The sequence below is a fragment of the Gephyromycinifex aptenodytis genome, assembly GCF_012277275.1.
In the GTDB taxonomy this organism is placed as follows: Bacteria; Actinomycetota; Actinomycetes; order Actinomycetales; family Dermatophilaceae; genus Gephyromycinifex; species Gephyromycinifex aptenodytis.
The window spans coordinates 2973014-2991325 of the sequence record NZ_CP051155.1; the positions used below are offsets into that span (position 1 = coordinate 2973014).

The window sequence follows — 18312 nt, forward strand, 5'->3', positions numbered from 1 at the left end:
TGTGTGGTCTGGTGGGGGTCTGGCACGTTGTTGGGTCCTGAGGGATCGGCTGCACGCTTTTGTGGTGTGTGTCTGGTTTACTCTGGTTGTCCCTTTCTGCTTCGGCGTTCCTGTTTGGGTGCGTTGGGGTGGTTGTGGGTTGGTGTTTTGAGAACTATACAGTGGACGCGAGCATCTTTGTTGTGGTCAAGTTTTTAAGGGCGCACGGTGGATGCCTTGGCACCAGGAACCGATGAAGGACGTAGGAATCTGCGATAAGCCTCGGGGAGTCGATAACCAGACTGTGATCCGAGGATTTCCGAATGGGGAAACCCGGCTGGAGTCATGTCCAGTCACCCACACCTGAATATATAGGGTGTGTGGAGGGAACGTGGGGAAGTGAAACATCTCAGTACCCACAGGAAGAGAAAACAAAAGTGATTCCGTGAGTAGTGGCGAGCGAAAATGGATCAGGCTAAACCGCATGCATGTTAAAGCTGGTAGGCGTTGTGTGTGTGGGGTTGTGGGAGCGTGTGTCGGGAGCTACTGATCCCGAACGGAGTAAGAAATTCGTGCTGTAGCCGAAGGGTCTGGAAAGGCCCGGCATAGAGGGTGTAACCCCCGTAGGCGAAACAGTGTGAACTCCGATGCGTTTTCCCGAGTAGCACGGGGCCCGAGAAATCCTGTGTGAATCTGGCGGGACCACCCGCTAAGCCTAAATATTCCCTGGTGACCGATAGCGGACAAGTACCGTGAGGGAATGGTGAAAAGTACCCCGGGAGGGGAGTGAAATAGATCCTGAAACCGTGTGCCTACAATCCGTCGGAGCCTTTAGGGGTGACGGCGTGCCTTTTGAAGAATGAGCCTGCGAGTTAGTGCTCCGTGGCGAGGTTAACCCGTGTGGGGTAGCCGTAGCGAAAGCGAGTCCTAATAGGGCGTTTGAGTCGCGGGGTCTAGACCCGAAGCGGAGTGATCTACCCATGGCCAGGTTGAAGCGACGGTAAGACGTCGTGGAGGACCGAACCCACTTAGGTTGAAAACTGAGGGGATGAGCTGTGGGTAGGGGTGAAAGGCCAATCAAACTCCGTGATAGCTGGTTCTCCCCGAAATGCATTTAGGTGCAGCGTCACGTGTTTCTTGCCGGAGGTAGAGCTACTGGATGACTGATGGGCCTTACCAGGTTACTGACGTCAGCCAAACTCCGAATGCCGGTAAGTGAGAGCGTGGCAGTGAGACTGCGGGGGATAAGCTTCGTAGTCGAGAGGGAAACAGCCCAGATCATCAGCTAAGGTCCCTAAGCGTGTGCTAAGTGGAAAAGGATGTGGAGTTGCGATGACAACCAGGAGGTTGGCTTAGAAGCAGCCACCCTTGAAAGAGTGCGTAATAGCTCACTGGTCAAGTGATTCCGCGCCGACAATGTAGCGGGGCTCAAGCACACCACCGAAGCTATGGCATTGACATATTTCCCTCCTTTATTGGCAGGGGTGTTGATGGGTAGGGGAGCGTCGTGTGGCGAGTGAAGCGCCGGAGTGATCCAGGCGTGGACGCCACACGAGTGAGAATGCAGGCATGAGTAGCGAATGACGGGTGCGAAACCCGTCCGCCGAATGACCAAGGGTTCCAGGGTCAAGCTAATCTGCCCTGGGTAAGTCGGGACCTAAGGCGAGGCCGACAGGCGTAGTCGATGGACAACGGGTTGATATTCCCGTACCGGCTGCACACCGCCCATACTGAATCAGGGGATGCTAAACATCTGAAGCGTTTCGTTTCTGGTCTTTGATCAGTTTCGTTTCGTGGAGTGTGTGACCCGATCTTGTAGTAGGTAAGCGATGGAGTGACGCAGGAAGGTAGCCTCCGCGTGGCGATGGTTGTCCACGTCCAAGCATGTAGGGAGTCTTCTAGGTAAATCCGGAAGGCATATATCCTGAGATGTGATGGTGACCCCGTATGGGGGAAGCAGGGTGATCCTATGCTGCCGAGAAAAACTTCTAGCCAGGGGTGTGGCCGCCCGTACCCAAAACCGACTCAGGTGGTCAGGTAGAGAATACTAAGGCGATCGAGTGAATCGTGGTTAAGGAATTCGGCAAAATGCCCCCGTAACTTAGGGAGAAGGGGGGCCCGAACCTTGAAACCCTTACGGGTTAGGGGTGAGGGTCGCAGAGACCAGGGAGAAGCGACTGTTTACTAAAAACACAGGTCCGTGCGAAGAAGTAATTCGATGTATACGGACTGACGCCTGCCCGGTGCTGGAACGTTAAGGGGACCGGTTAGTCCACTTGTGGGCGAAGCTGAGAACTTAAGCGCCAGTAAACGGCGGTGGTAACTATAACCATCCTAAGGTAGCGAAATTCCTTGTCGGGTAAGTTCCGACCTGCACGAATGGCGTAACGACTTCTCCACTGTCTCAACCACGAACTCGGCGAAATTGCATTACGAGTAAAGATGCTCGTTACGCGCAGAAGGACGGAAAGACCCCGGGACCTTTACTACAGCTTGGTATTGGTGTTCGGTACGACTTGTGTAGGATAGGTGGGAGACTGTGAAGCTCATGCGCCAGCATGGGTGGAGTCAACGTTGAAATACCACTCTGGTCGTTCTGGATGTCTAACTTCGATCCGTGATCCGGATCAGGGACAGTGCCTGGTGGGTAGTTTAACTGGGGCGGTTGCCTCCTAAAGAGTAACGGAGGCGCCCAAAGGTTCCCTCAGCCTGGTTGGCAATCAGGTTTTGAGTGTAAGTGCACAAGGGAGCTTGACTGTGAGACAGACATGTCGAGCAGGGACGAAAGTCGGGACTAGTGATCCGGCCGTGGTTTGTGGAAACGCGGTCGCTCAACGGATAAAAGGTACCCCGGGGATAACAGGCTGATCTTGCCCAAGAGTCCATATCGACGGCATGGTTTGGCACCTCGATGTCGGCTCGTCGCATCCTGGGGCTGGAGTAGGTCCCAAGGGTTGGGCTGTTCGCCCATTAAAGCGGTACGCGAGCTGGGTTTAGAACGTCGTGAGACAGTTCGGTCCCTATCCTCTGCGCGCGCAGGAAACTTGAGAAGGCCTGTCCCTAGTACGAGAGGACCGGGATGGACGAACCTCTGGTGTGTCAGTTGTACTGCCAAGTGCACCGCTGATTAGCTACGTTCGGGAGTGATAACCGCTGAAAGCATCTAAGCGGGAAGCACGCTTCAAGATGAGGTTTCCATGCCCCTTGTGGGTGAGAGGCTCCCAGCTAGACTACTGGGTTGATAGGCCAGATGTGGAAGCACAGCAATGTGTGAAGCTGACTGGTACTAATAGGCCGATAACTTGACTACAACGATGATGTTCTGCGTCCACTGTATGGTTCCCGACACACCAGCCCGGGAATCAACTAAGCAACACCAGCACTGACCGTGCCAGGTGTCCCACCCCCCAATAAAGGGAGGTTGGATACTGCGGCGTCGGGAAGGGTGCAGGGGTGTTGTGGCTGGTATAAGTCGATAGAGTTACGGCGGCCATAGCGAGAGGGAAACGCCCGGTTCCATTCCGAACCCGGAAGCTAAGCCTCTCAGCGCCGATGGTACTGCACTGGGGACGGTGTGGGAGAGTAGGACACCGCCGGACAACTTTTCAGGTAAAGGCCCTCACGCTTGCGTGGGGGCCTTTCCTCATGTCTGGACCCTTTTGGTATCCGTGGTGAGGAGGCCGCTGTTCCCCCTTGGCTTGCCGTTCGGATAGCGCTGCTCGCCGACCATGCGGCTGACCCAGACGGTAACGTTCCTCGTGGGTTGTGATTGCCCACGACGATTGCCCACTATGCCCGGAGGTCAAGAATGGACATGCGCGCTGAGTTGCCGATTACCGAAGGCCCGGTGCTTGCCTCGTTCGAGGATGGGGTCGTCACCATCACGATGAACCGGCCGGAAACACTGAACGCCGTTACCGCCCCGATGATGAACCACATCGAGCAGCTCATCATGGCCGCTTCCGATCTGGAGGGCGCCCGTGCCATCGTGCTGCGCGCTGCCGGCAAGGGGTTCTGCTCCGGAGCGGACCTCAGCCCCGAAGAGGGGGAGAAGGCTTCCACCGCCACCATCGACGCCGGCAATGGGGTCGTCACGGCGATGCGTCAAGCCCCACTGCCGGTGGTGTGTGTGGTCCAGGGCGCGTGCGCCGGGATCGGGGTGTCCATCGCGTTGGCCGCCGACCTCGTCGTGGCCTCGGAGAAGGCGTTCTTCCTGCTCGCGTTCGCCAACATCGGCCTGATGCCCGATGGCGGGGCCACCGCTTTGGTGTCCGCGGCAGTCGGTCGGCCTCGGGCGATGCGAATGGCTTTGCTGGGGGAGCGGGTGTACGCCGCGCAGGCAGAAGCGTGGGGCCTGATCTCTCACGTCGTCAGCCCGGAGGCGTTAGACGAGGAGACGGACACGTTGGTCCGCAAGCTCGCAGAGGGCCCCTCGCGGGCTTACGCAGCGACGAAGCACGCCGTCAACGAGGCGACGCTGCAGGAACTGTCGCAGGCATTCCAGCGGGAACGCTACGGACAGTCGGCCCTGCTGCACTCTGCGGACTTCGAAGAAGGCGCTGCTGCCTTCCGGGAGCGGCGCCCGGCCCGCTTCAGCGGCTGCTGAGGCTCGTCAAGTCGAACCAGCCGACCCCGGCTTGCCGGGCCAGGCTGCGCAGCAGCGGCAGGCTGATACCGACGACGTTGTGGTGATCGCCATCGATGCGCTCCACGAATGCCCCACCCAGGCCGTCGATCGTGAAAGCTCCTGCTGCGTGCATCGGCTCGCCGGTAGCGACGTAGCTTTCGATCTCGTCGCGGCTCAACTGCGCGAAGTGGACGGTGGTCGAGGCGACGGCGCCGATGGTGGCGCCGCTGCCCGACTCCGCGTGGTGTCGTAGATCGACCAGCCAGTGGCCGGTGTGCAGCACCCCGGACTTGCCGGACATCGCCAGCCAGCGTTGGACCGCCTCCTGCGGTGAGGCAGGCTTGCCGTGGACCTGTCCATCCAGTTCCAGGACCGAGTCGCAGCCGATGACCAGACCGCTCCACTCTTCCTCATCCAAGGCGCTGGCTACGTTCTCGCACTTAGCGCGGGCGAGGAAGAGGGCTACGTCCTCGGCTTCGAGAACGCCGAAGCGTTCTTCAGCCTCGGCGAGCACGACAGGCTCATCGACCTCGCTGACACGGATCATCGGTTGGATGCCGGCGCGGGTGAGCGTGGTGGCACGGGCGGGGGAAGCCGAGGCAAGACACAGCGGGATCACGCTCACACGATACGCAGCCCCGGGCCCGATCAACGAAGCGCGACGTGAACCGGCCACGCCCGGACGGTGATTTCTTCGCTGTCCCAGCCTCGGGGTCGAACAGGGATGCCGGGTTCAGCGCAGCACCGCTGCCCGCAGCGTGTCCAGGCCCACCCCGCCGATGTCCAGCGCGCGACGGTGGAAGGCGGCCAGATCGAAAGCTTCGCCCTGTCTGGCCTGCACGTCCTGGCGCAGTTGGAGCCACAACCGCTCGCCCACCTTGTATGAGGGCGCCTGCCCAGCCCAGCCGAGATAGCGGTCCAGTTCGAAACGTAGAAAACCTTCAGGCATGTTGGCGTGGGCGGTGAGGAAACGCCAAGCCTTGTCGTAGTCCCAAGAGCCGCCCCCGACCTCTGCCGGGGCGGGGAAACCGCAGTGCAGGCCGATGTCGAGCACCACCCGGGCAGCCCGCATCGACTGACCGTCCAGCCAACCCATCCGGTTTCCCGGATCCTCCAAGAACCCCAGCTCGTCCATGAGACGTTCGGCGTACAACGCCCAGCCCTCACCATGACCCGAGGTCCACGCCAGCAGGCGACGCCACCGGTTCAGCAAGTTCGAGCGAAAGACGGTTTGCGCGATCTGCAGGTGATGGCCCGGCACGCCCTCGTGGTAGACGGTCGTCAGCTCGCGCCAGGTGCCGAACTCGGTGACTCCTGCCGGAACCGCCCACCACATCCGCCCCGGGCGAGAGAAGTCCTCCGAGGGGGCGGTGTAGTAGATGCCGCCACTGTGGGTGGGGGCGATGCAGCATTCGATCCGGCGAGCAGGTTCCGGGATGTCGAAGTGGGTGTCGGCCAGCGCCTCGATGGCCTCATCGGCGCGTTCCTGCATCCAGGTCTGCAGCGCGGCAGTTCCCACCAGGCGGTATTCGGGCGCGTTGTCCAGGTGCGCCAGCGCCTCGGCGATACCCGCCCCGGGCAGGATGCGCGTCGCGCACTGGCGCATCTGCTCGGTGATCCGGGCCAGTTCCTCCTGCCCCCAGGCATAGGTCTCCTCCAGGTCGATACGCGCACCCAGGAAGGAGCGTGACGCCAACTCATACACCTCGCGTCCCACAGCGTCTTCGCCTGGGGCCGCGTCCAGCAGGGCGCCCAGGCGCTCCGCGGTTTCGGCGTACCCCTGCCGGGCCGCGGCGATGCCACGTTCCAGGTCCTTGCCGACCCCACCGAGGTCGGTTGCACCGCCTCGGGCGCCGAGCTGGGTGAAGAACCCCGTCGCGCTGGAGAAGTCGCGTGCTTGCTCGATGCACGCCTCGATCTGGCGTCGCGCGGCGATGCGTCCGTGACGGGCCGCCTCCTGCAGCGATGCGTCCCACTGCTCCAAGGCGCGCGGGACGTTGCTGCATCGCTGCGCGATGAGCGCCCAGTCCTGGGCATCGTCGGTGGGCAGCAGATCAAAGGAGTCTCGCACCCCCTGCAGCGGGGACTCGATGACGTTCAGCGTCATCATGTCCAGGTACTCGGCGTGCTTCTCCTCCTGCACCCCGAGACGTTCCTGCATCGCCTCCAGGGTCACCCGATCCACCTCGTCCGCGGGCTGACTGGCGGTCAGCTCCGCAAGGGCGCGCCTGCGCAGTCCGGACAGTTCCGCGAAACCGTCCGGGGAGAGATCATCGATCTGGCTGCTGGGCTGCCCGATACCGGCTTGGGTGGCGCACAGCGGGCTGAGAACGGTGAGCTGGTCGACGTAGCTCTCCGCGATCCGGTCGATGTCACTCATAGCGCGAGGTTCGGTCATCTTTCGACGCTAGCCCAGTCCTGCTCGGGGCCGCCGGGCATTCGCTACATCCGACCCCCGTTCGCGTACAACGCTGCTCGGCGCCATGCCGGACGTCGACGAAATCGCGTGCAGCCAGGCGCCGACGATCCAGTCCGGGCCTCGCACAAAGGCCAGGCCCCCTCCGGTGTGGAGGGGGCCTGGCCGTCGTCGGTTGCGGGGTCAGCCGCTCAGCGGCTACCCCAGCCGCCACCCAATTGGGTGCTGCGGACCATCCGGCGAATGGGGCGGGACCAACCGCTGGCCCGCGCCGTGCTGTCCGCGGATGAGGCCGAAGCGTTCACCGCGGCCAGGACCGTGGTCAGGGCCGCGATCTCTTCGGGTGTTGCTGAGCCGCGGGTGACCGTAAAGGTCGGGGGAGTGCTCTCCTGCGACATACGTTGTCTCCTTGGTTGCGGCGGATCACAGCGGGATGTTGCCGTGCTTCTTGTCGGGCATCTTCTCGTGCTTGGTGCGCAGCGCCCGCAGTGCGCGGATGACCTGCACCCGGGTCTCCGAGGGCGGGATCACCGCGTCGATGTAGCCGCGCTCGGCCGCAACGTAGGGGTTGGCCAGCTTGGTCTCGTACTCCTCGATGAAGCGGGCGCGGGCCGCCTCGACGTCGCCGCCTTCCTCGATGACCTTCTGGATCTGCTTGCGGTAGAGGATGTTGACCGCACCCTGGGCGCCCATCACGGCGATCTGAGCCGAAGGCCACGCCAGGTTGATGTCGGCGCCGAGGTGCTTGGACCCCATCACGTCGTAGGCGCCACCGTAGGCCTTGCGGGTGATGACGGTCACCAGCGGCACGGTCGCCTCGGCGTAGGCGTAGATGAGCTTGGCGCCTCGGCGGATGATGCCGTTCCACTCCTGGTCGGTGCCGGGCAGGAAGCCGGGCACGTCCACGAACGTGAGCACCGGGATGTGGAAGGCGTCGCAGGTGCGCACGAAGCGAGCGGCCTTCTCGGAGGCGTCGATGTCCAGCGTGCCGGCGAACTGCATCGGCTGGTTGGCCACGATGCCGACGCTGCGGCCCTCGACCCGGCCGAAACCGCAGATGATGTTGGGCGCGAACAGGGCGTGCACCTCGGTGAACACGGCCTCGTCCACGACCGTCTCGATGACGGTGTGCATGTCATAGGGCATGTTCGGGGAGTCCGGGACGAAGGTGTCCAGCGCCTCGTCCTCCGGAGTCATCTCGGGCTCGGCGTCGAACTCGAAGACGGCCGCTTCTTCGAGGTTGTTCTGCGGCAGGTAGGCCAGCAGTTCACGCACATACTCGATGGCGTCGTCCTCGTCGTCGGCCATGTAGTGCGCCACACCGGATTTGGTGTTGTGGCTGCGGGCGCCGCCGAGGTCCTCGAAGGCGACGTCTTCACCGGTGACTGTCTTGATGACGTCCGGGCCGGTGATGAACATGTGCGAGGTCTGGTCGACCATGACGATGAAGTCGGTGATCGCCGGGGAGTACACGGCGCCGCCGGCGCACGGACCCATGATCAGCGAGATCTGCGGGATCACGCCCGAGGCCATCACATTGCGTTTGAAGATCTCGCCGTACAGGCCCAGGGAGGCCACGCCCTCCTGGATGCGGGCGCCACCGGAGTCGTTGATGCCGACGACGGGGCAGCCGATCTTCAGTGCCAGGTCCATGACCTTGACGATCTTCTCGCCGAAGACCTCACCCAGCGACCCGCCGAAGACAGTGAAGTCCTGGGCGAACACACAGACCGGGCGGTGGTCCACGGTGCCGTAGCCGGTGACCACGCCGTCACCGTACGGCCGGTTCTTCTCCTGGCCGAAGTTGGTCGATCGGTGGCGGGCCAGCCCGTCGAGTTCGACGAAGCTGCCTTCGTCGAGGAGCGCTTCGATCCGTTCCCGGGCGGTCTTTTTGCCCTTGGCGTGCTGCTTCTCGACGGCTCGTTCGGATCCGGCATGGACGGCCTCGTCATTGCGCCTCCGGTAGTCGGCCAGTCGACCGGCTGTGGTGTGCATATCCAAGGCGTCGGCGTTGACTTCGGTGGTGACGGCATCGCTCATGGCGGCAGCCTAGCCTTGTGAACATGCCCTTGAGCCTGTCCGCGCCCCCTCTCCTCGACTCTCTGGTCACACCGAATGGTCCGTGGCGCTCGCTGCGGGTGCTCGGCGTGGTCGGCTCGACGAATGCCGAAGCGGCGCTACAGCCGCGCCCCTGGGAGATCGTGACCGCGCAGGGACAAGAGTCCGGCCGGGGTCGGCACGCCCGGGTGTGGGTATCGCCGGCTGGGACTTCGGTGTCGATGTCGATGACCGTGCCGTGCCCGCCTCGACCACAAGACTGGGGATGGCTTCCGCTGTTGGCAGGCTTGGCCGTCCACGACGGACTCAGCGCAGTCGTCGAACAGGCCGGCGGCGATACCGAGGTCGGTTTGAAATGGCCCAATGACGTTCTGATCCGGGGCGGTTCGCAACCCGAGTGGGGCAAGGTGTGCGGCATTCTGTGCGAGATGCAGCCCGAGGCGTTGGTGGTGGTCGGGATCGGCATCAACGTGGCCGTCCCCCGCGCTGACCTGCCGGTACCTACCGCCACCTCGCTGCACCTGGCCGGGCTTGACCCGCTGCAGATCGGGCAGGGGATGGGCGCCCGGGAAGGGGTTATCGTCGCCGTCGCGCGCGCTTTCGCCCAGTTGCACCAGGCCTGGTCCCAAGGCGGGCCCGCGCTGGAGGCAGTGCGACGTCGCTACCGCCTGGCTTGTCTGACCATCGGGGCCGAGGTCGATCTGCACACGCCGGGAGAGGTCATCGTGACTGGGACCGTCACAGACATCGACGAGGACGGGCGGCTGTTGATCGCGGGCGCCGAGGGAATTCAGGCATACGCGGCAGGTGATGTGGTTCACGTTCGGGTGGCTGAGAGGGCATGATGCCCCCATGAACCGAGACCCGCAGGAGGATGGTTTCGGTCCCGAGGCTGCCCACGAGCCGCAACCCGCGCCGCCGGTCCGCGTAGAGCCGTTGCTGGACGCCGCAGAGAAACTGTTGGGCAGGCCGCGCACCCTGCGCCGACGGGAGGTCACCGAGGCTGCCGGGGTCCCGCTGGCCAACGCTCGACGGTTCTGGCACGCGCTGGGCTTCCCCGCGGTGGGTGACGAAGCGCCGATGTTCACCGAAGGCGACGTCCAGGCGCTGCGGCACATGGTCGGGCTGGTCAACGCCGGGCCGCTGGATGAAGGCATGGCCCTGTCGATGACCAGGGCCATCGCGCGCACCGCGGATCGCCTGGCCGCCTGGCAGTCCTCGCTGGTGCTGGACATGGTGATGCAGCAACGTGACCCCCAGGTCAGCGACCTGGAACCGGTCGCTGACATCGTGGCCTCCCTGGAAGCCGAGGACGGTTCGGTGCCGCCGACCCCGCTGCACCACGTCGCCGACGAGGCCAGCGCCCGGCAGGCCAGCGAACTGCTGCTCGCGGTGGTCGACCAGTTGGAGCCACTGGTCATCTATGCCTGGCGCCGCCATCTCTCGGCGGCCATCGGGGGACTGGTGGCGCGGGCCGGCGCCGAAGAGGGCGAAGGGCAGCGCACCGTCGGGTTCGCCGACATGGTCGACTTCACCACCCTGGTCACCCGGCTGTCCGATCCGCAGCTGGCGCACCTGGTGGGCCGTTTCGAGGCGCTCGCCGCCGACGTCATCACCGCGCACGGCGGGAGGCTGGTGAAGACCATCGGCGACGAGGTCTTCTTCGCCACCGACCGCGTGGCGCCTGCCGCGGCGATCGCGCTGGACCTGGTGGAGGCTCTCGCCGAAGACAAGGGGATGCCGCAGCTGCGCATCGGGATGGCCACCGGGCAGGTGGTCTCTCACCTGGGCGACGTCTTCGGCACCACCGTCAACCGGGCCAGCCGGTTGACTCAGGTGGCCCGCCCCGACACTGTCGTCGTGGACGACGCGATGGCGGCGGCGTTGTCGAACGTCACCGGTTTCACGGTGCACCCGTTGCGCTCGCGCCCACTGCGCGGGCTCGGCATGACGGGGTTGTGGTCGCTGGAACGCGCCGCCGGTGCCCGGCACGAACAGGGCGCAGTGCCGCGGGTACTCACCCGCGAACCCCGATCCGGAACCGAATAGGGCCACCACCCACCCGCTACACCTTGAAGCACACGCCTCGACGTTAAGGAGCTAGACATGAGCCAGGACCAGCTCGTCACGATCACGCGGCACGGAGACCAAGGGCACGTCGCCGAGCTGGCGTTGGACCGTCCTTCGGCGATGAACGCGGTCTCGACGGCGATGGCGCAAGCCATCGGTTCGGCCTGTGCGCAGTTGGCGGCCGACACCAGCGTGCGGTGTGTGGTCGTGAGCAGCACCCACCCCAAGGCGTTCTGCGTGGGGGCTGACCTGAAGGAACGCAACAGCTTCACCGACGCGGACCTGTTCGCCCAGCGTCCCATCGCGCGTGGGGCTTACGGCGGCATCTTGGACCTGCCGATGCCGACGGTGGCGGCCGTGGACGGCTTCGCGCTCGGGGGAGGCTGCGAGATCGCGTTGTCCTGCGACATCATCATCGCCGGTGAGCAGGCCACGCTCGGGCTGCCCGAGGTCTCGGTCGGGGTGATCCCCGGCGGCGGGGGCACTCAACTGGTCACCCGACGTCTGGGGTGGTCCAAGGCGAGCCGGATGATCTTCACCTGCGCTCGCTTCAGTGGGGTCGAAGCCGGCGAGTTCGGCCTGGCGGATGAGGTCGTACCGGCCGGCACGGCGCGCGAGCGCGCCTTGGCGATGGCCGCCGGCATCGCCAAGAACTCACCGGTCGGATTGCGCAACGCCAAGAAGGCGATGCGGTTGGGCAGCGACATCGACCTGCGTTCCGGGTTGGAGATCGAAGACACCTGCTGGCGCGCAACTGCGTTCTCCCCGGACCGCGCTGAGGGTGTGGCTGCCTTCAACGAGAAGCGCGCACCGCGCTGGCCGGGCCTGTAACTGCAGGTCAGCGAGCCTGGGCGGCTCGTCGGGCAGGCGCGCACGGGCTGCCGCTGCTGGGGTCAGCGGGGGGCCAACGGCACGTCAACCTCACCCCAGTGCCATCCCATTGCCGCCCCAGCTGCCGGTCAGCGCCACCGCCTTGAGGTCTCACGGTGCTCTACAAGTGACCACATTTAGGTCTCCAAGGCGTCTGCGCGCAGCGGCCAGTAAGCCGACACGGTTCCGAATTCGCTTCTCCTATAACAATTGTCGGGCGTTCGACCCCTACGATGGGCCTCATGGTGCGCGTATTGCTAGCTGAGGACGACACCGCAATCAGCGAACCTCTGACCCGAGCGCTGCGGCGCGAAGGATATGACGTCACGGTGTGCGGCGATGGGCTCGATGCATTGCGGGAGGCCCAGAACGCTCCAGACCTGGTCGTCCTGGACATCGGTCTCCCGGGCATGGACGGGCTCGAGGTGTGTCGACGCCTGCGGGCGGAGGGGCGCAGCGGCCCGGTCCTGATGCTCACGGCGCGCGCCGACGAGGTGGATACCGTTGTCGGGCTGGACGCTGGCGCGGACGACTACGTGACCAAGCCGTTCCGGCTGGCCGAGTTGCTTGCCCGGGTGCGGGCGCTGTTGCGCCGCAGCACCAACGGGCCCGGCTCCCCGGATGCCGGCGGTATCCGCATTGACACGCAAGCGCGCCGGGTGTTCGCCGACGGCACCGAACTGCAGCTCACCGCCAAAGAGTTCGACCTGCTCAGGGTGCTCGTGCGCGAGCAGGGCAAGGTGGTCTCGCGTGAGCAGCTCATGCGAGAGGTGTGGGAGACGCAGTGGTTCGGCTCCACCAAGACCCTGGACATGCACGTCTCGGTGCTACGTCGCAAGCTCGGCGATGACGCCGCCAAGCCGCGCTACATCTCGACCGTTCGTGGAGTGGGTTTCCGGTTCGAACGCCCCGAAGACGCAGCCTGAACCGTGCACGGAGCGCTGCTGAGGTCGACCCTGTTCACGGTCGTCTTCGCGATGGCGGTTTTCGGGGCGCCGCTGCTGGCGCTCGGTCTGGGTCTGGTCGACGTCAAAAAAGCCGACCTGGTCATCGCCTACGTCACGTTGTTCACCTTGCTCGCGGTGGTGGGCGCGGTACTGCTGGCGCGTAACCAGGCGCGGCGTTTCGCTGTGCCGTTGGAGCAGCTCGCTGACCAAGCCGAGGCATTGGGCGCCGGAATCGCCACGGTGGAACGACTGCACAGCGGCCTGCCGGAGATCGACCGGGTCTCGGCCTCCCTGGCCAGTAGCGCCACCCGCCTGCAACGGGCCTTGTCCACGGAACGCGACTTCGCCTCCGACGCCTCGCATCAGTTGCGCACGCCGCTGACGGCGTTGCTCATGCGGCTGGAGGAGATCACCGCGACCCAAGACCTGCGGGACGCCCAAGAAGAGGCGACGCTGGCGATCGAACAGGTTGAACGGCTCAACGTCACCGTCGATGCTCTGCTGGCGCGGGCCCGCCAGGGGTCCTCCGAGAGCCCGCGTCCCACCAGCGTCGACGCCGTCATCGCCGGGTTGCAGCGCGAATGGCAGCCGACTTTCGAGGCGCAGTCGCGCAGTGTGCAGGTCAGCGGGGATCGAGGGTTGCGGGTGATCGCCACGCCGGTGGCGTTGCAGCAGATCTTGGCGACCTTGCTGGAGAACGCACTGGTGCACGGCGACGGCACCGTGGAGATCGACGCCCGCCGCTCCGGACCTTCGGTGGTGCTCGAGGTCCGCAACGCCGGCCCGGGGGTTGAGCCGGGGCTGGCGCCGCACATCTTCGAGCGTTCCGTGAGCACCCGCAGCACCGGCCTGGGGCTGGCCTTGGCGCGTGATCTCGCTGAGCGCTACGGCGGCCGTCTCGACCTGCTGCGGGCGGCCTCGCCGGTGGTGTTCGCGCTGTTCATGTCCTCCGCGGACGAAGTAGATCAGTAACGTTGCGCGGTCGTCAGCGACCATTTGCGGGTGTGGCTGCGGCAGTGCCCTCAGCGCGCTGAACGGGAGCGGGTTCAGGGTGTTGGGCGTGGAGCGGGCGGATCGCCTGCGGGCGCTTGGGGGGTATCGGCACCGGCGGCCGGGGCGGCTGCGTCGGGTTGTGTCTCGACCAATTCGTTAGTGAACACGTAGGAGCGGTAGGTCCAGAAGCGGAAGAGTGTGCCCAGGACGATGCCGATGTTGCGTGCCGTCGTTTCCCAGGCAAGTCCGCTCAACCCCAGGACGTCGATCGCGAACGCGACGCAGGCCATGGTCAGCAGGGCACCGATGGCGTTGAAGATGAGGAACAACGTCAGTTCGCGGGCCGGGCGGGTGGCCCGTTTGTCGCGGAAGGTCCAGTAACGGTTGCCGATCCAACTGACCAGGGTGGCCACCAGCGAACCGGCGATCGAGGCGAGCTTTTCGTGCCCGTACAGCGGGCCGACCGAGGGCCCGAACCAGCCGTATTGGAAGAAGGCGTAGGCGCCGTTGTCCACGACGAAGGCGATCGCGCCGATGACCCCGAACTTCGCCAGCTCGCCCACCAACCGATGCCACCAATGGCGCGCCCAGTCCAGCAGGCTTCCCCGAGCGCCCGTCATGCGTCTCCTTCGTGGCGATAAGCAACCTCACCAGAATACGTTGGTCAGCCTGGCGCTACGAACGCGCTGCCCGTTTGCCGCGCCCGTATTCACCGGTGGCCAGCCGATCCGGCGGTCACGCCGAGCGCTCGGGGCATGCACGGTAACCTGCCAGGCGTGACAACCCCTTTGCGCGCCCCGGGTGGCTTCCCTGTCGTCGGCATCATCGGAGGCGGCCAGTTGGCCAGGATGTGCGCGCCTCCGGCGGTGGGATTGTGCGTGACCTTGAGTGTGCTGGCCGAGTCCGAGGACGCCGCTGCTGCACTGGTGATCCCGGACGCACCGGTAGGCGCCCATGACGACCTCGAGGCGGTGCGGGCTTTCGCCAAGAACTGCGACGTCGTCACCTTCGACCACGAGCACGTGCCGGCGCCGGTGCTGCAGGCGCTGGTCGATGACGGGGTGAACCTGCAACCCTCACCGCAGGCGCTGGTCTTCGCCCAGGACAAGCTGGCGATGCGCACGCGACTGCAGCAGATCGGGGTTCGTTGTCCGGCGTGGGCGCAGGTGCGCACCCTCGCAGAGCTGGCGGACTTCGGCGCCCAGGTCGGCTGGCCGCTGATCCTGAAAACTCCGCGCGGCGGCTACGACGGTAAGGGTGTGCGCGTCATCGAGTCCGCGCAGCAGGCCCAGGACTGGATCGAGCGGGCTGAACATGACGCGCACGTGGGCGGGCTGCTCAGCCAGGGGCTGCTGGCCGAGGAGATGGTGGACTTCACCCGCGAGTTGGCGGTGCTCGTCGCCCGCAGCCCCTCGGGGCAGGCCGCCGCCTGGCCGGTTGTGGAGACGGTGCAAACCGAGGGCATCTGCACCGAGGTGCTGGCCCCCGCGCCCGATCTGGACCCCGACCTGGCCGCCACACTCACCGAGGCGACGCTGCGCATTGCCGGGGAACTCGGAGTCACCGGCGTGATGGCTGCCGAGATGTTCGAGGTCCGCGGCGCCGACGGGCAACCTACGTATGTGGTCAACGAACTGGCGATGCGTCCGCACAACAGTGGTCACTGGAGCATCGACGGGGCGGTGACGAGCCAGTTCGAGCAGCACTTGCGCGCCGTGTTGGACCTGCCCTTGGGGGATCCGAGCGCTCGGGCGCCGTGGACGGTGATGGGCAATGTGCTCGGCGGAACGCAGCCGGAACATGCTCAGCTCTACCCCACCTACAAACACCTGCTCGCCCGCGACCCCGGTCTGCGGATGCACTTGTACGGCAAGCAGGTTCGCCCCGGTCGCAAGATCGGGCATGTCACGGTCTGCGGGGATGACCTGGCCGCGCTGCGCGAACGCGCCGGGCATGCGGCGGGCTACCTGCAGGGCACGATCAGCGAATAACCACGCCAACAGGTTCGGGTTTCGCCGCGTTGGTGAGCCGTCACATTTTCGAGAAGGGTGTTCCGTCATGACGCAGAGTTCTGCGGGGCCGGCTGTCGGCATCGTCATGGGCAGTGACAGCGACTGGCCTGTCATGGAGCAGGCGGCGCTCGCGCTGGAGGAGTTCGACATCCGCTACGAGGTGGACGTCGTCTCGGCGCACCGAATGCCCACTGAGATGATCGAGTACGGCTCCCAGGCGGCTGATCGCGGGCTGCAGGTCATCGTCGCCGGCGCTGGGGGAGCGGCGCACCTGCCGGGGATGCTCGCTTCGGTGACGCCCTTGCCGGTCATCGGGGTCCCGGTGCCGCTGAAGTACCTGGACGGTATGGACTCGTTGCTGTCGATCGTGCAGATGCCGGCCGGGGTGCCGGTGGCCACGGTCTCCATCGGTGGGGCGCGCAACGCCGGCCTGCTCGCGGCTCGGATCATCGGGGCCGCCGCCACCGCCCAGGGCGTGGCGGTTCGGGAGCGGATGGTGGCCTTCCAGGGCGAGCTTCGCGACCAGGCCAAGGAGAAGGGGCGTCGGCTGCGAGAAGCGCAGTGCTGAGCGCTTTTTGGCGACTAGCGGACCACCTTGTCCGATTTGAGCGATAAGGGCGTTTTCAGCGGCGCGACTTTACCGAATCCTGGCCATAGCCAGGCGATCACGGGGTGCAATCGGGTCTCGGTTGGACGATGTTAGTAGTGCAGGGCACCCACCGTGAGGAGGACACAGAATCCCTCTTCTGTGTTGGAGGTGTAGCCCGGCGACGCGGTAGATAACCGGCACTGTGGCAGGGGTCGGTTGTCGTTTCGAGGCAGACGCGGGGACTCTCGCTCTGAGCGCTTAGTGCGCCCGCCTTGGCAGGGGCTTGGAACCTCGAAGCGTCGCCGGGCGTCCCCTGTTCAGGTGTGACTTTCAGGTGTAGCCGGGTGGGGGAGAAGTACGGTGTGGGGTCGGCCGAGGCACGACCCCACACCGCTGCTGCGCACGGTCGTTTCCCCTGCCTGAGGAGACCGCGCGCTGGCCGCAGCGGTGTCTCACGCCGCCGCGGCAGTAGGTGTGAGGCTCAGTTGCCTCGCCTGGCCAGGTGATCCGGCCGTTGCGTCCGATCATTCGACGCAGGCGCAGAAAGTTCCATCGTGTCCTCCCGAGGGATCATCCGTGATCAGCCGCACCCATCTGCGGCGTGGTTTCGCTTCCGTGCGGCCCGAGAGTCTGCATCCGATGCATCTGCGGGTCGTTCACCTGCTCAGTACGGCCGATCAGGTCGCGCGCACAGCACGACATGGGTTACGGATCCATAACAACCCAGGGACGTGCCGAAAGCAGCGCGTGCCGGACTCAGCGCCAGGTGATGCCGTGCCAATCGGCGAGGCGGAAGGCGCTGTCCTCGCTCAGGCCGCGCAGCGGCTTCGTGGAGACCTTGCGCCACCCGGCCGAGGTCCAGCGGTAGGTGGTGCTCGTGCCGGAGTAACGGCGTGGCTCAGGGGTGGCGCCGGGGGTGGTGCGGTTCCAGGTCACGGTGCGCGCGCCGTTACGGGAGGAGAACGTGTAGCCGGAGTACTGGAACGGCTGCGCGATGATCGCCCAGTAGTTGGACTGCTGGCCGGGCGCGGCTTTTTCGGGGGCGGGTGCTGAGGCGATCCGGCCCCGGCGCCAGGTGTACATGTGCGGGTAGGGGGCGTCGCCCAGGTTGCCGCTCAGATCGAGCAGGATCTCGGCGCCCCGGACGCCGTCGGCGTGTGCGGTCCCCCACCACAGGTCGGAGGGCTTCACGCTGGTCTGGTTCGGCACCGCGATGCGCATCGTGTCGGTGCGCCCCGCAGCCGTTCGGACGGACAGGACGAATCGGTGCCAGCTGCGCGTCGAGGCGAGCTGGGTCAGCCTCACGGTGTCCCGGCGCTTGTCGCCGTCGATGTCTACTCGAGCGGTGACGGGCGCGGACGCGCGTGATGTCGTGGTGGGTTGGGTCGTGGCGGTGCTGGTGGCCTCGGCAGCTCGGGCAGTGCCGGCGGTAGTGGATCCAGCAACCATCAGGGCTGCTGTGAGCATGGTGATGGAACGAAGCGTCATGATGTCTCCCCCTGGTGACGCCGCGTGGCCGCGGCAGTTTCCCGCGTTCTGATACGGCCAAATTACTCCGAACCGGCGCCCAGCAACAGGGTTATTTTTCGGGCGGGAGGGTGGCTTGCAGGTGCGAGAACCACCCGCCCTTCGGATCCGGGCTCCCCAGCCCGTCACCTACGATGTGCGGCTTCCCCCAGCCACTCACCGAGCGATCCCCCCAACGGCCCGACGAGCTGTGTGCGTTCCCCCGACTCGTCGTGCCGTTCATC

The 18312-nt window shown here is 65.2% G+C and carries 14 protein-coding genes and 2 rRNA genes; 10 read left to right on the forward strand and 6 right to left on the reverse strand.

The window, feature by feature from the left end:
- Positions 1 to 184: 184 nt before the first annotated feature.
- From G9V96_RS12845 to G9V96_RS12855, 3 genes are all read left to right on the forward strand, one after another.
- A 23S ribosomal RNA gene (locus tag G9V96_RS12845) occupies positions 185 to 3289 on the forward strand.
- 172 nt (positions 3290 to 3461) lie between these two features.
- Positions 3462 to 3578 (forward strand): 5S ribosomal RNA (rrf, locus tag G9V96_RS12850).
- A 209-nt stretch (positions 3579 to 3787) separates the two neighbouring features.
- Positions 3788 to 4585, forward strand: coding sequence for an enoyl-CoA hydratase (locus G9V96_RS12855; RefSeq protein WP_210424410.1), 798 nt, complete (start codon positions 3788 to 3790; stop codon positions 4583 to 4585).
- Here the strand turns inward: G9V96_RS12855 and G9V96_RS12860 are convergent.
- From G9V96_RS12860 to G9V96_RS12875, 4 genes are all read right to left on the reverse strand, one after another.
- Positions 4572 to 5231: a Maf family protein gene (locus G9V96_RS12860; protein WP_404861421.1), complete on the reverse strand. Its 660-nt coding sequence runs from the start codon at positions 5229 to 5231 to the stop codon at positions 4572 to 4574. The genes G9V96_RS12855 and G9V96_RS12860 overlap by 14 nt on opposite strands.
- Positions 5232 to 5339: 108 nt before the next feature.
- Complete coding sequence (locus G9V96_RS12865; protein ID WP_168583384.1) at positions 5340 to 7004, reverse strand: DUF885 domain-containing protein; 1665 nt, start codon at positions 7002 to 7004, stop codon at positions 5340 to 5342.
- A 209-nt stretch (positions 7005 to 7213) separates the two neighbouring features.
- Positions 7214 to 7420, reverse strand: a complete 207-nt coding sequence (locus G9V96_RS12870) for an acyl-CoA carboxylase subunit epsilon (RefSeq protein WP_168583385.1) — start codon at positions 7418 to 7420, stop codon at positions 7214 to 7216.
- Positions 7421 to 7445: 25 nt separating this feature from the next.
- The gene (locus G9V96_RS12875) at positions 7446 to 9062 is read right to left on the reverse strand and encodes an acyl-CoA carboxylase subunit beta (protein ID WP_168583386.1); all 1617 of its coding nucleotides are present in this window, start codon (positions 9060 to 9062) and stop codon (positions 7446 to 7448) included.
- A gap of 23 nt (positions 9063 to 9085) precedes the next feature.
- Here G9V96_RS12875 and G9V96_RS12880 point away from each other — a divergent pair, with 23 nt between their 5' ends.
- The 5 genes from G9V96_RS12880 to G9V96_RS12900 all read left to right on the forward strand — a co-directional run bounded on the left by G9V96_RS12880 (position 9086) and on the right by G9V96_RS12900 (position 13939).
- Complete coding sequence (locus tag G9V96_RS12880) at positions 9086 to 9925, forward strand: biotin--[acetyl-CoA-carboxylase] ligase (protein WP_168583387.1); 840 nt, start codon at positions 9086 to 9088, stop codon at positions 9923 to 9925.
- 7 nt (positions 9926 to 9932) lie between these two features.
- Positions 9933 to 11129 (forward strand): adenylate/guanylate cyclase domain-containing protein, encoded by a 1197-nt coding sequence (locus G9V96_RS12885; RefSeq protein WP_168583388.1) that lies wholly within the window; start codon positions 9933 to 9935, stop codon positions 11127 to 11129.
- 57 nt (positions 11130 to 11186) lie between these two features.
- Complete coding sequence (locus tag G9V96_RS12890; protein WP_168583389.1) at positions 11187 to 11981, forward strand: enoyl-CoA hydratase/isomerase family protein; 795 nt, start codon at positions 11187 to 11189, stop codon at positions 11979 to 11981.
- Between the two features lie 281 nt (positions 11982 to 12262).
- The gene (locus G9V96_RS12895; protein WP_168583390.1) at positions 12263 to 12946 is read left to right on the forward strand and encodes a response regulator transcription factor; all 684 of its coding nucleotides are present in this window, start codon (positions 12263 to 12265) and stop codon (positions 12944 to 12946) included.
- Positions 12947 to 12949: 3 nt separating this feature from the next.
- Complete coding sequence (locus G9V96_RS12900) at positions 12950 to 13939, forward strand: sensor histidine kinase (protein ID WP_226913315.1); 990 nt, start codon at positions 12950 to 12952, stop codon at positions 13937 to 13939.
- 74 nt (positions 13940 to 14013) lie between these two features.
- Here G9V96_RS12900 and G9V96_RS12905 read toward each other — a convergent pair whose 3' ends face one another.
- A complete protein-coding gene (locus G9V96_RS12905; RefSeq protein WP_168583391.1) occupies positions 14014 to 14580 on the reverse strand; it encodes a GtrA family protein in 567 nt (188 codons plus the stop codon).
- Positions 14581 to 14736: 156 nt separating this feature from the next.
- On the opposite strand from G9V96_RS12905, the gene G9V96_RS12910 reads away from it, so the two are divergent.
- Complete coding sequence (locus G9V96_RS12910; RefSeq protein ID WP_226913316.1) at positions 14737 to 15951, forward strand: 5-(carboxyamino)imidazole ribonucleotide synthase; 1215 nt, start codon at positions 14737 to 14739, stop codon at positions 15949 to 15951.
- A 67-nt stretch (positions 15952 to 16018) separates the two neighbouring features.
- Complete coding sequence (gene purE / locus G9V96_RS12915) at positions 16019 to 16540, forward strand: 5-(carboxyamino)imidazole ribonucleotide mutase (RefSeq protein WP_168583393.1); 522 nt, start codon at positions 16019 to 16021, stop codon at positions 16538 to 16540.
- A gap of 777 nt (positions 16541 to 17317) precedes the next feature.
- Here the strand turns inward: purE and G9V96_RS12920 are convergent.
- Complete coding sequence (locus tag G9V96_RS12920) at positions 17318 to 18049, reverse strand: hypothetical protein (protein ID WP_168583394.1); 732 nt, start codon at positions 18047 to 18049, stop codon at positions 17318 to 17320.
- Positions 18050 to 18312 lie beyond the last annotated feature (263 nt).